The 12547-nt window shown below is 55.2% G+C and carries 12 protein-coding genes; 8 read left to right on the forward strand and 4 right to left on the reverse strand.

What is annotated here, in order from left to right:
• Positions 1 to 116: 116 nt before the first annotated feature.
• Positions 117 to 1907 carry an aminopeptidase P family protein gene (locus tag ACOOGA_RS07715; RefSeq protein WP_420430268.1) on the forward strand — a complete coding sequence of 597 codons (1791 nt, stop codon included), beginning with the start codon at positions 117 to 119 and terminating at the stop codon, positions 1905 to 1907.
• Positions 1908 to 1957: 50 nt separating this feature from the next.
• Here the strand turns inward: ACOOGA_RS07715 and ACOOGA_RS07720 are convergent, their stop codons facing one another.
• The 3 genes from ACOOGA_RS07720 to ACOOGA_RS07730 all read right to left on the reverse strand — a co-directional run bounded on the left by ACOOGA_RS07720 (position 1958) and on the right by ACOOGA_RS07730 (position 4077).
• Positions 1958 to 2386 carry an OsmC family protein gene (locus tag ACOOGA_RS07720; protein WP_420430270.1) on the reverse strand — a complete coding sequence of 143 codons (429 nt, stop codon included), beginning with the start codon at positions 2384 to 2386 and terminating at the stop codon, positions 1958 to 1960.
• A 72-nt stretch (positions 2387 to 2458) separates the two neighbouring features.
• The gene (locus ACOOGA_RS07725) at positions 2459 to 3115 is read right to left on the reverse strand and encodes a glutathione S-transferase (RefSeq protein ID WP_420430272.1); all 657 of its coding nucleotides are present in this window, start codon (positions 3113 to 3115) and stop codon (positions 2459 to 2461) included.
• 5 nt (positions 3116 to 3120) lie between these two features.
• Entirely contained in the window at positions 3121 to 4077 is a 957-nt protein-coding gene (locus ACOOGA_RS07730; RefSeq protein ID WP_420430274.1) for a rhodanese-related sulfurtransferase, read from the reverse strand.
• A 299-nt stretch (positions 4078 to 4376) separates the two neighbouring features.
• Between ACOOGA_RS07730 and bfr the strand changes: the two genes are divergently transcribed.
• A complete protein-coding gene (gene bfr / locus ACOOGA_RS07735; RefSeq protein ID WP_417462283.1) occupies positions 4377 to 4856 on the forward strand; it encodes a bacterioferritin in 480 nt (159 codons plus the stop codon).
• A gap of 91 nt (positions 4857 to 4947) precedes the next feature.
• Here the strand turns inward: bfr and ACOOGA_RS07740 are convergent, their stop codons facing one another.
• A complete protein-coding gene (locus ACOOGA_RS07740; RefSeq protein WP_417462284.1) occupies positions 4948 to 5139 on the reverse strand; it encodes a (2Fe-2S)-binding protein in 192 nt (63 codons plus the stop codon).
• Between the two features lie 227 nt (positions 5140 to 5366).
• Between ACOOGA_RS07740 and ACOOGA_RS07745 the strand changes: the two genes are divergently transcribed.
• From ACOOGA_RS07745 to ACOOGA_RS07770, 6 genes are all read left to right on the forward strand, one after another.
• On the forward strand, positions 5367 to 5936 hold the full coding sequence (locus ACOOGA_RS07745; RefSeq protein ID WP_417462285.1) for a PAS domain-containing protein: 570 nt from the start codon (positions 5367 to 5369) through the stop codon (positions 5934 to 5936).
• Positions 5937 to 6149: 213 nt separating this feature from the next.
• Positions 6150 to 7361, forward strand: coding sequence for a glycosyltransferase family 4 protein (locus ACOOGA_RS07750; RefSeq protein WP_420430276.1), 1212 nt, complete (start codon positions 6150 to 6152; stop codon positions 7359 to 7361).
• A 123-nt stretch (positions 7362 to 7484) separates the two neighbouring features.
• Positions 7485 to 8471 carry a hypothetical protein gene (locus tag ACOOGA_RS07755; protein ID WP_420430278.1) on the forward strand — a complete coding sequence of 329 codons (987 nt, stop codon included), beginning with the start codon at positions 7485 to 7487 and terminating at the stop codon, positions 8469 to 8471.
• Between the two features lie 35 nt (positions 8472 to 8506).
• Positions 8507 to 9073 carry a PAS domain-containing protein gene (locus ACOOGA_RS07760; protein ID WP_420430280.1) on the forward strand — a complete coding sequence of 189 codons (567 nt, stop codon included), beginning with the start codon at positions 8507 to 8509 and terminating at the stop codon, positions 9071 to 9073.
• 184 nt (positions 9074 to 9257) lie between these two features.
• Positions 9258 to 10562, forward strand: a complete 1305-nt coding sequence (guaD, locus tag ACOOGA_RS07765; protein ID WP_420430647.1) for a guanine deaminase — start codon at positions 9258 to 9260, stop codon at positions 10560 to 10562.
• Between the two features lie 110 nt (positions 10563 to 10672).
• Positions 10673 to 12487 carry an amidohydrolase family protein gene (locus ACOOGA_RS07770; protein ID WP_420430282.1) on the forward strand — a complete coding sequence of 605 codons (1815 nt, stop codon included), beginning with the start codon at positions 10673 to 10675 and terminating at the stop codon, positions 12485 to 12487.
• The last annotated feature ends 60 nt before the right edge of the window (positions 12488 to 12547 follow it).

Below are 12547 nucleotides of genomic sequence, written 5' to 3' on the forward strand. Positions count from 1 at the left end.
CAAACCAGCTGTGGCCTGCCATCTAGGCGGCATAACGCTGCGCCCGACCACTTTTTTGTGATGACCGCTGATGACGCATTGGGCGCACAGGAACCAGAGAGTTAGGAGAGTGAACCGTGACCGAGCATGCAAATCGCCTTGAAGCCCTGAGAGCAGAGTTGAAGGCGCGCAGCCTTGACGGTTTTGTGCTGCCGCTGACCGATGAACATATGAGCGAATATGTTGGCGCCTATGCGGGCCGCCTTGCTTACATCACCGGTTTTACAGGCTCCGCAGGCAACGGTGTTGTGCTCTTGGGTAAAGCATCCGTGTTTATTGATGGCCGCTACACCATTCAGGCCGCCGCGGAGCTGGACCCGGCGCTTTTTGAGCATCACCTGTTTGAGAAATACCCGCTTCTTAAGTGGACAGCAGACAATGTACCGGAGGGTGGCCGTGTAGGCCACGACCCGGAGCTGACAACAGTGGCATGGGAAAAAGCGGCCCGCGCAGCTTTTGACGCCAAAAACATCGAGCTGGTCGCGCTTGAGAGCAACCCGGTTGATGCCGTGTGGCATGACCAGCCAAGCGAGCCGCTGGCGCCCGCCACTGCACACACCGCAGATCACGCAGGCCGTGATGCTGCCGACAAGCGCACAGAGGTTGCCGCAGCGCTCAAGGAAAAGCGTGCAGACGCCGCTGTGATCACCATGCTCGACAGCGTGGCCTGGGCCTTTAATATCCGGGGCTCAGATGTGATGAACACACCTGTCACCCACGCCTTTGCGGTGATGCACGCTGACGAAACTGCAACGCTTTTCATTAAGGAAAGCAAAGTATCCAGCGAGCTGAAACAACACCTTGGCAACAGTGTGCGTATCGAACCGCGCACCGCGTTTTACGATACGCTGGCGAGCCTTGGCACTTCGGGCAAACGTGTGCTGGTGGACCCTGCCACCAACAACGCCAAGGTTTTCAAAACACTTGAGGACGCTGGCGCCAAACTGGTTGAGGGCCAGGACCCGTGCATCCTGCCAAAAGCGCGTAAAAACAAAACCGAACAACAGGGTAGCCGCGACGCCCACATCCGGGACGGTGCAGCGGTCAGCGAGTTTTTGCACTGGCTTTCAGTTGAAGCCCCAAAGGGCAGCGTTGATGAGCTTAAAGCCGTTGATGCGCTGTGGAACTTCCGCAAAAAACGCGGTGGGCTTAAGGACAAGAGCTTTGACACCATCTCCGGCGCTGGGCCAAACGGCGCGATTGTGCACTACCGCGTGACCAAAAAGACCAACCGCCCGCTCAAGATGGATGAAATCTTCCTTGTGGATAGCGGCGGGCAGTATCTGGACGGCACCACCGATATCACCCGCACGGTGATTGTGGGCACCCCAACGGACGAGATGAAAGACCGCTTCACCCGCGTGCTCAAGGGCCATATCGCCATTGCAACTGCACGCTTCCCTGAGGGAACTGCGGGCATGGCGCTTGATGCCATGGCACGCCGCCCACTGTGGGACATTGGCTGTGACTATGACCATGGCACAGGCCACGGTGTTGGCTCCTTCCTTGCGGTGCATGAAGGGCCGCAGCGTATAGCCAAAAAGGGCACCGACGTACCGCTTGAGGAAGGCATGATCTTGTCTAACGAGCCAGGCTATTACCGCGAAGGTGCCTACGGCATCCGCATTGAAAACCTGATTGTGGTGCAGAAGGTACAGGAGAAAACCGAGCGGCCGATTTTCGCGTTTGAAAACCTGACATGGGTACCGATCGACCGCAACCTGGTGGATGTGAACTTGCTTGATAGCCGGGAGCTTAAGTGGCTGAACGACTATCATGCCCGCGTGTTTGAGCTGATTGGCCCGCTGGTGGATGATAGCACCAAGGAATGGCTGCAGGTGCAAACCGCACCCCTGATGGCAGCCTGATATAAGCCGCTCTAGCCGCCGCCGTGTCGCGGCGGCTTCTACCGCCAGTACTATGCTGCGGCGATGATCTCAAAATCTGCCGTGATGTCCGCAAGCGCACCAAGCTGCACCGACGCTGAGCAGTATTTTTCCTTGGAAAGCTTGATCGCACGCTCAACATGCTTGGGGTCAACCTCCACGCCTGTTACCACAAAATGCATGTGAATTTTAGTGAAGTAGCGTGGGTGCTCTTCCGCGCGTTCGCTGGTCATATCAACCCAGCAGTCGGTTACCTTTTGCCGCGCTTTCTGCAAAATCATCATCACATCGATTGACGAGCAACCGCCAGCACCCAAGAGCAGCATTTCCATTGGGCGAATACCATGGTCACGACCACCGCTGTCTGCGCCTGCATCCATTACCACCGCGTGGCCTGAAGGGCTTTCGCCAATGAAGGTCATGTCACCTGCCCATTTAACCCGTGCAGTTTTTGCTGCCATTTGATTACTCCTCAAAATGATATTTCCCGCTTTTAGCCGGGCTTGTGCCTGGGCGCAACCATCAGCGCTGTGTCAGTCTGCCGGGAAAATGGGTTCTTCCATGCCCTCATGCCACTGCCGATATTTACGCATCACGGCTTTGAAGCGCGCGCTTGCCTTAAAGTCTTCAAGCCAGCGGCGCATATGTGAATATGGCGCGTCTTCCCACCAGCCTTTGGCGGCGCCCGCGAACTGGCGGATGAACGGCAGGATGGCATAATCTGCAAGGCTTGGCCGCGCACCAAACAGCCATTTGTTTTCACCCAATTGAGCCTCAAGACGCTTGAGATAAACCTCAGCCCCGGCGCGGTGCTCTGCGGGGTCTGCATCCTCATAGCGGGTGGCGTATTTAAAACGGTCCAGATGGTGTTTGAAATCACCGTCGTTCAAAGCGATCAGCTCAAGCATCTGATCCATGCTGCCATACTCAGGGGCCAGCCAGCCCTCAGGGTCGCTCTTCCTCAGCGCCCACAGCATGACATCAAGGCTTTCATCAACCACAGCACCACCGTGCAGTACCAGCACTGGCACCGTGCCCTTGGGGGAAGCCTTGAGCATAGCTGCCGGTTTGTCGCGCAGCACCACTTCCCTGAGCTTTACCTCAACCCCGGCGGACGCCAGCGCGAGCCGGGCCCGCATGGCATAGGGGCACCGGCGAAAGCTGTAGAGAATGGGCCGCGTATCCGTCATTGCTTTTATGCGTCCTCGGCTACGACGGCAGCCTCGTCACCAGCGCGCGGCTTGGTGATGCCAATGTGTTTTTCACCGCGATTTTTCGCCAGCATGATCTGCTTCTGCCGCTCCGCAAACCGCTCCTTCTGCTCAGGCGTGGTTTCCTCATGGCAATATGGGCAGCTCACCCCCTCCACAAACTCGGGCAGCTCTTTTTCTTCTTCCGAGATGGGGCGGCGGCAGGCGCGGCACATGTCATAGTCGCCCGGCTCAAGGCCGTGGCGCACCGACACACGCTCATCAAACACGAAGCAGTCACCTTCCCACAGGCTTTGATCTTCCGGCACTTCCTCAAGGTATTTCAGGATGCCGCCCTCAAGATGATAAACTTCGTCATAACCCTGCTCTTTCATGAACGCCGTTGACTTCTCGCACCGGATACCGCCGGTGCAGAACATGGCAACCTTGGGCTTTTTGAGCGTGTCTTTGTTTTCTGCGGCCCACGCCGGAAACTCTCGGAAAGATTTGGTTTTCGGATCCACCGCACCCTTGAAGGTGCCAATCGCGACCTCATAGTCGTTACGCGTATCAACCACCACCGTATCCGGGTCCGAGATCAGTGCGTTCCAATCCTCAGGTTTCACATAGGTGCCAACGATTTTGTTGGGGTCGATACCGTCCACGCCCATGGTGACGATCTCTTTTTTGAGACGAACCTTGGCACGCAGGAAAGGTTCCTCGTCAGCCCAGCTTTCCTTATGGATGAGGTCAGCAAACTCGGAGTGCCCTCGCAGGTAAGCCAGCACATTGCGCACACCAGCTTCAGGCCCCGCGATGGTGCCATTGATGCCTTCTGCCGCCAGCAGGAGCGTGCCCTTGACGTCATTGGAGATACAGATTTCAGTGAGGGGCGCCTGCAAAGACGCATATTCAGGCAACCTCACAAATTTGTAGAGGGCCGCAACAAGATAGTTCGACATATGTTTCCCATTTCAGCAGTTCGGCTCGCAAAGCCGGATCCAAAATTGAGGGGCGTTATACAGGCGTTAGAACCAGATGTAAAACCTGCACAAAATTGCCCGGCAAAGAAGTGGAAAACGGGCTGATTTTTCACGCGCTAAAAGCGAGTGATTTTCACTCTCATACGCAACTGGAAAACTGGAAAAAGTCGTGCAATTAATAGGGATTAGCAACTATAGAAAGAGTTTGGCGCATGCCGCTATGGTTGTTATAGTAGGGGCCAATTCAGATATCCCCACCGTATGCAAGGAGGCTCGTCATGAAAGGCGACAAAAAGGTTATCCAATACCTGAATGTGATTCTCAAAAACGAGCTCACGGCCATTAACCAATATTTCCTCCACTCCCGCATGCTCAAAGACTGGGGCATGAAAAAAATTGCCGATAAGGAATATGAAGAGTCCATCGACGAGATGAAACACGCCGATAGCCTTATAGAGCGAATTCTGTTCCTTGAAGGCCTGCCAAACCTGCAGGACCTTGGCAAATTGATGATCGGTGAGGACGTGAAAGAGATCCTCGAGTGTGACCTCAAGATGGAACACACTGCCCATGTGGACCTCAAGGAAGCCATCGCTTACTGCGAAGAGGTGCGTGACTATGGTTCACGCGACCTGCTGGAAGATATCCTTAGCTCAGAGGAAGAGCATATCGACTGGCTGGAAACGCAGTTGAGCCTCGTTGGCAAAATGGGCATGGAAAACTACGTTCAACTGCAAACACCGGCGGCGGAGGACTAGGTTTCACACCCGTTTGAAAGACAAAAAAGCCACTGATTTCTCAGTGGCTTTTCTTTTCCCCAATCACACACCTGACTTGGTGTTGCAATTTCTATTCTGCCGCAAGCACTCGCCGGTTAGGCAACTCTTCCTCTACAAGGTTGGTTGCACAGTCACGGCACGCGCCACAGCAAAACCCGTTGCCGAGTGACATATAGGCTTCGTCCACGCAATTAACCCCGCCTTCGCGCACAGCGCTGCGGATCTCACGGTCAGTATAGCCATTACATAAACATACGTACATTGAGCGACTCACATGTCCTTGCGATTGCGAACAATTCGCAGTATCAATACCGAAATTCTCAGATACGGTCAACAAAAACCGCATGAACATGGGGTTTTTCGCCTCATTCTCAGATGTACGCCAGATAAGCTATTGTAATAATTCACAGTCTGAGGATGCAATTATAGGGCGAGGCTGCTAATATCTAAGGCCTCGGCACCAATCTGACTGGAGTTTATTGGAACCGTATGATTCTTAACCGCGACAATCTGACAATAGATAGCCAAGGCGGGCTCGACCTCCCGAGCGCCATTCAGCCCATGTGGCAGATTTGGCAGGGCTTGCGAAACGGTGACCCGGCAGTCATTCCACCCAAATCGGCGATCAGCATTCAGGGCCTCAGGAACATCCTGCCCGGTATTGTGCTCAGCGAACGGCTTAATGCACAAACAATCACCATCAGGCTTGCGGGTTCTGCGGTTGAAGAATCTGTGGGTCAGCGTCTGGCTGGTCTCAATCTGGTTGATCTGAGCCCGGCCAACCAGCGTGAAGGCATTCAGGCCATCTACGCGGCCGTATTCTCCAAGCCCTGTGGTTTCCATATCACAGAAGTGCTGCGCCTTCGCGGGGACCGGAAAGCCCGCCTGCACGCGCTGGTTTTGCCGCTCAGCGATAAGGACGGCAATGCGCGCTTCACCATCGGGCACTATGTGTTCACCGGCGCCGGGTATGACGACGCTCAGGGGCAGGCTGCCATTGAGCACCGACAGATCGACCTTTTTGGCCATATCGATCTTGGCTTCGGCCTTCCGGACTAATTTTTCATAAAACTAAGGTTTACTGCCGCATTTTCGCCATTTCGCCATGCTTTGGTGTGTGCTTGTGGCCAGCTTATTTTGCAATGTTCATCAAAGTTTCAAAATGCGTTGCGAGGAGTGGTCCAAAGGTTTTATTAGCCGTCTTCGTTCGGCAAAAATTTATGTTAGAATATAGGCAGCCGTGTGTACCTGCCCCTATTTTGGGAAATACATATGCCCTTTGATACTCACAACCTGCGCCCCAAACGCATCGCGCTGTTTTCCGGCAATTATAACTATGTGATGGACGGCCCAGTTCGGGCGCTCAATAAGCTTGTGGAGTATCTTGAAAAACAGGGTATTGAGGTCCTGGTTTTTGCGCCCACAGCAAAAGAGGCCGCCTTTCGCCACAAGGGAACACTTGTCTCCGTGCCATCGGTTTGCCTGCCCGGAAAGCGCAGCGAATACAGGCTGGCGCTTGGCATGCCGCGCCGGGTTAAACGCCAACTGGAAGCGTTCGAGCCTGACCTGATCCATCTGGCCGCACCAGATATTCTTGGCTGGCGTGCGCTTGCATGGGCAAAAAAACACGGCGTGCCCGCTGTGGCATCCTTTCACACACGGTTTGATACCTACCCGCGCTACTACCACATGGCATGGCTGGAAAAATATATCACCGCGCTGATGCGCCGGTTTTATCACCGGTGCGAACAGGTTTATGTGCCCTCTGAATGCATGAGAACTATCCTTTCAGAGCAAAATATGGCGAAGGACCTTCGCATCTGGAGCCGGGGGATAGACGCAGAGCAATTCTCACCAGAACGCCGTGAGATGAGCTGGCGCCGCAGCCTTGGCATCAGGGATAGCGAGGTGGTCATCTCTTTCGTCGGGCGGCTGGTTCTTGAAAAAGGGCTTGGTGTTTTTGCCGATACGCTGGACGCGCTCAAGCGGCGCGGCGTGCCCTATAAAGCGCTGATCGTGGGGGCGGGGCCAGAGCGTGAGCGTTTCGCGGAACTTCTGCCCGAAGCTATCTTTACCGGTTACCTGCAGGGTGATGATCTTGCCCGCGCATACGCGAGCAGCGATATTTTCTTCAACGCCAGCATCACGGAAACCTTTGGTAACGTGACGCTCGAGGCCATGGCATCCGGAGTGCCTGCGGTGTGTGCGGATGCAAGCGGCAGCCGCTCGCTCGTCACATCAGGCGAAACAGGCTTTCTGGTGGAACCCGGCAATGTCGAAGCCTTTGCAGACAGACTTGCGCTTTTGATTGAAGACCCTGTGCTCCATAAAGCGATGGCAAAAGCCAGCTATGAAACAAGCAAGGGCATCACATGGGACGCCGTGCTCGGCAGGCTGCTGGAACAGTATAGTGAAGCCGTCAGCAACTGCCCGTCAAAGCCATGGCGGCAATCAACCCGCCCGGATTTTTCCGCCGCAGAATAGTGCGGCGCCCCGCGCGGGTTTGACAGCGGGTGACCGGTACGTCATAAGCCCGCGGCAGAACTCCCCCAAAGGCTTTGGGGCCAAAACGATAAAGGTAGCTCTTTGCAGGCCATTAAAAATCTGTTGTCGACCGAGACTTTTGAACGCGTTCAGGCCAACCGCCCCTTGATGCTTCTGCTGAAGGCCCTCCAGGTTCTGGTGATGGCTGGCGTTGTGCTGTTTCTCGTCAGCAAACTCACGGATATTGGCTGGCATGAGGTTTGGGAAGCGCTGCCCACCACGCCCTGGTTCTACGTCATTTTTATCGTGATGTTTTTCACGTTCCCGCTGGCGGAACTTCTGGTTTACCGCATCATGTGGAAGGTGGATTTCAAAGGCCAGTTTGGTGTTTTTGTCCGCAAGCGGGTTTATAATTACGCCGTGCTTAGCTATTCGGGCGAGGCTTATATGGCCTTCTGGGCACGCAGGCGGCTTGATATCCGTGACCGTGTGATCTTCTCCACCATCAAGGATAGCAATATCCTCTCAGGGTTAGCGTCCAACAGTTTCACGGCCATTTTGCTGGCGGTGTTTTTTCTCACCGGCCAACTAAGCATCATCACCGACGCCGATCCGGACTATAAAAGCTATCTGATACTGGCCGCCCTTGTGGGGCTTATCCTCGTGCCTGTAGTGCTGCGTTTTCGCAAACACATCATCTCGCTTGCACCTGACGTAGCGAAAAAGGTGTTCCTTATTCACCTCACGCGCCTTGTGCTGCTGCTACTTTTGCAGACCTTGCAGTGGAGCGTGGTGCTACCCGATGTGCCGTTTAACATGTGGATGCTGTTCCTCACGGCGCAACTGGTGCTGACCCGTGTGCCTTTCCTGCCGAACACAGACCTTCTCGTGGCGGGGCTTGGGCTAACCCTCATGGGGTATGTGGACGCACCGCAGGCGACGCTTGCCAGCATGTTTGTGGCTGCTGGCGCCCTGTCGCAAGCCATGAACTTTGCGGCTTTCCTCGCCACATCTGTCCGGCTATACGCGCCGCGCCAGCGCCCGCTGGTGCCCGGCGGCGCAGAAGATGAAGAGCCCGGCGAAGGCGCCGCAGCCGCCAAGTCGGCTTGACCTCAACACCGCGTTTACCTTTCCTTGAAACTAGCATGCTACGCTGTGCTCAGGTCTTCCAGGAATCAGGATATCGGGATATCAATTTGTTCAGCACCAACAGTACCAGCCCCATTTCGCACACTGAATTTGGCGAATTCACCCAGGTTCAGGGCGACGCAGTGCGTGGCCGTAACCGTGTGACCGACTATTTTTACGACTATTGGCTGTCAAAACATGAGGGTGACAAACTGCCCTGCCGCGCTGATATCCGCCCCAATGACCTTTCTCGCTACCTTGACCATGTGGTGATTATGGACGTGAGCGATGAAGAGGCTTTCCGCCTGACGGTGCGCCTCATCGGCACCCATGTTGCCAATTTCTATGGCGAGATAACCGGTAAAGACATTCACACCATGGCCAACCAGCAGGCGGCGGAACGCATTTATCTCGTTTCAAAACGTGTAGTGCGTGAACGTCTGCCCTTCCTCACCATCACGCCCGCGTTTGCGCAAGAACGCCAGTATCTTGAGGCCTTCGCGCTTTATCTTCCGCTTTATAATGCTGCGACAGAGATTGAAAAAATCCTCGTTGCTGTGGATATCCGTTCGTTATACCGCTAGGCTGAACCGGCTTTCAAAGGGCTTGGCAAAAACGCGTAAGCTAGGTAAGCTGACCATATGGTCAAGATTGAAGCATAGGGCAATCCAAAGGCCTTTCAGCAACGAGAATGGATAGCAGGCTCAACAGAGAACAAGGCGCAATGCTGCGCCTGACGGGTCGAGCCCTGCGCGAAACGGGAAAAGCATCGTGTCGGTAAAAGCGTATCTTGGGTCGATATTTTACATGACAGACGACCCCGCTGTTGTCGCAGTGCCAGACTGCTACCGCTACGTGGCCGACGGCATGCTCATAGTTGAGGGCGGCATCATCACTGCCATCGGTGCGCGGCGCGAGCTGGAAGAAAACCTGCCCAAAAGCGCCGAGGTCCTTGACCACAGCGGCAGCATGATCACACCCGGTTTTATCGATACCCATATCCATTTCCCGCAGCTTGATATGATCGCGTCCTTCGGCGAACAGCTTCTGGACTGGCTGGACCGATACACCTTCCCTGAAGAAGCCAAATTTTCAGACCCGGCCCACGCAAAAGAATGTGCCGAGTTTTTTCTGAATGAGCTCTTACGCAACGGCACCACCACGGCGCTTATATACGGCACGGTGCACAAGCAGTCGGTCGAGGCACTTTTTGAAGAAGCGTTTGCGCGCAACATGCGCATTGTCGCCGGCAAAGCGCTGATGGACCGCAATGTGCCAGAAGCCGTGCGTGACACAGCCGAGACAAGCGACCGTGACAACAGGGAGCTGATTGCGCGCTGGCACGGCAAAGGCCGATTGGGCTACGCCATCACCCCGCGCTTTGCGCCTGCCTGCTCTGACGAACAGCTGACAATGGCTGGCAAGCTTCTAGGTGAGCACCCGGACGTGTTGATGCACACCCATCTTTCGGAAAACGTCTCTGAAATTGATTGGGTGAAAGACCTGTACCCCACTGCAAAAGACTATCTGGACGTTTATGACCGCTTTGGCCTGCTGACAGACCGCAGCGTGTTTGCCCACTGTGTGCATCTGGAAGGGGAAGAGTTTCAGCGCATGGCAGAGCGCGGCGCCGCCATCAGCTATTGCCCCACCTCAAACCTGTTCCTTGGCTCAGGCCTCTTCAACCTGAAGGAAGCAGAGAAATACGGCGTGGACGTAGGCCTCGGTACAGACGTAGGTGCAGGCACCAGTTTCTCGCTCCTGCAAACCATGAACGAAGCTTATAAGGTCTGCCACCTGCGCGGCCATAAGCTGGACGCGTTTAAATCTTTCTACCTTGCAACACTGGGCGGCGCCAAGGCACTCAATATGGCCGATAAAGTCGGCAGCCTTGAGGTTGGCAAGGAAGCTGATTTCCTTGTGCTCGACATGCACTCAACGCCGCTTCTAAGCCGCAGGCTCAAGCACGCAAGCACGGTGGAGGAAACGCTTTTTGTGCTTTCCATGTTAGGGGATGACCGCGCCATCAACCACACCTATGTGGCAGGCGTGTGCCAACACCGCAAAGGTTAGCAGAAACCAGCGTTCGCCCTACAAAAGGCTACTTTTCTCAACGCATTGGTGTATTCTGGCGCCATATTCAACTTTTTGTTTGGAGTTCACATCGCACCAGGGGAAAGCGAATGTACTCTGAAACTATCTCACGGCGGCATATGCTGAAGCTGACCGCCGCCCTTCTGGGCACCACGGCACTTGCTGGTTGTTTTGGCCGGGGCCTCAAGATCCCGCCAGGCACCTATGACCCACAACCCGATACACCGCTCCGGATCGACACCCACGCCCACATCTTCAACGCTGAAGACCTGCCCATCCGGGGGGTGGTCGGGTTTCTGACCCAAACTCACCTACCGCTTGGTGAACTGGGCGGCGTGATTGGTCGCTCGCTTGCCTTCCTGCTTGAAGTGATTGTGCAGGCGGTCGCCCCCGGCTTCAAAAAAGAGTGTGAAGAGCTTGATGCGATCCTTGATGGGCAGAAAGCCTATCAGGCCCCTCCTCAGCTTAAAGACAAAGACATGATCAGAATCATTCAGGACGGGTTGGAAAACGGGGGCGACCCCAAGAAAGACCTGGCCAAATTTCGCGAGCATGTCGCCATCACGATCGAGGCGAGGCGAAGAGGCGCTTCCTTCACCAGCCCCCTAGCCCTGAGCGCAGAAGAAGAAGCTGATTTTGGCCGCTGGCAAACTGAGCTGGGCGAAGAAGTGCTTGAAGAAGCCTACCGGCAGTCCGAGAAGGCGGATGACCGCCGCCGCGAGGACAGGTTCGTGCCAACGACGCTTGCCGCCTATGCCCTCGCCATCTTTATTTTCTACTTGCTCGCCCCTGAAGTATTGCGGGCCGCGATCAGCTCCCACATTGGCAACGCTCACCGCCTGATGCGCATATTTGGTGAAGCGCGAGACGGCTCTCCAGCCATTGATCTTTTTGTCACCGCAGAAGTCGACATGGATATCTGGGTGCACCAAAGCCATCGCGGCAGCAAAAATACCCAGGATGAAACCCAAATCCTGATGGAGAAGGTGGCATTGGCAACCGGTGGCCGCATGTTGCCCTTTGCCTCCTTTGATCCTTTGCGTGAGGTTGTCTCGCGAGAGAGTAACACCGCTCTAACAGACCAAGATACAGCACCCGAGATCACGCCGCTTGAGCTTGCGAAACGCGCGGTGATGGAGCGCGGGTTTGTGGGCATAAAGCTATATCCCGCCATGGGCTTCAAACCCTATTTCAACAATGAGTTTGATGCGGACCCCAACGCTCGTTGGCCCAAAGCGGGCTGGGGCATCGAAAACCTGGGCGCCAAGCTGGACGCCGCGCTTTTTGACCTTTACCGCTTTTGCCTTGATAACGACGTGCCGGTCATGTGCCACGCCAATACATCCATGTATTCCCACAGGGATTACAAAACGCGGGGCCAGCCAAAAAACTGGCAAGCCCTCTTTGACGCACAGATCAAGGGACTGGAAGACATCAGGAACCTTCGGCTCAATCTCGGCCATCTGGCGCGCATCGATAGCACCACGCCTTATGAAGGTAGCTGGGTCGAGCAAGCCGCAAGCACCATCGCGTCAGACAACCGGGTTTTTGCAGACTTCGCCAATTATGACGGGGTGCATACCGCCACCGGGCGCGAGAGGCTGCAGGCAAACCTGCGCAAACTCCACGCCAACAGCCCAGCCATTGGCAGCCGGGTTATGTTCGGCACTGACTGGTGGATGCTCGCGAGCGACAAGAAGGTACTGAGCTATGTGGATGATATCCGCAACACGGTCTCCGGCACGGACGGCATCGTCAGTGAGGCACGCTTCCTCGGTGGTAACGCGGTCGATTTTCTCGGCCTCAAATCCGGTGAAAAACCCTTCGAACGGCTGAAAACCTATTATGCGACCAACCCACACAAGCCCATTGAGCCAAAATGGCTGGCTCGGGCTAACGCGTGACAGTAAGAGGATGGCAATTGATATTTTTCTTGCAACATCTGTCGGGGGCTTGGTTGCCCA

The sequence above is a fragment of the Kordiimonas sp. genome (genome assembly GCF_965216265.1).
Lineage (GTDB): Bacteria > Pseudomonadota > Alphaproteobacteria > Sphingomonadales > Kordiimonadaceae > Kordiimonas.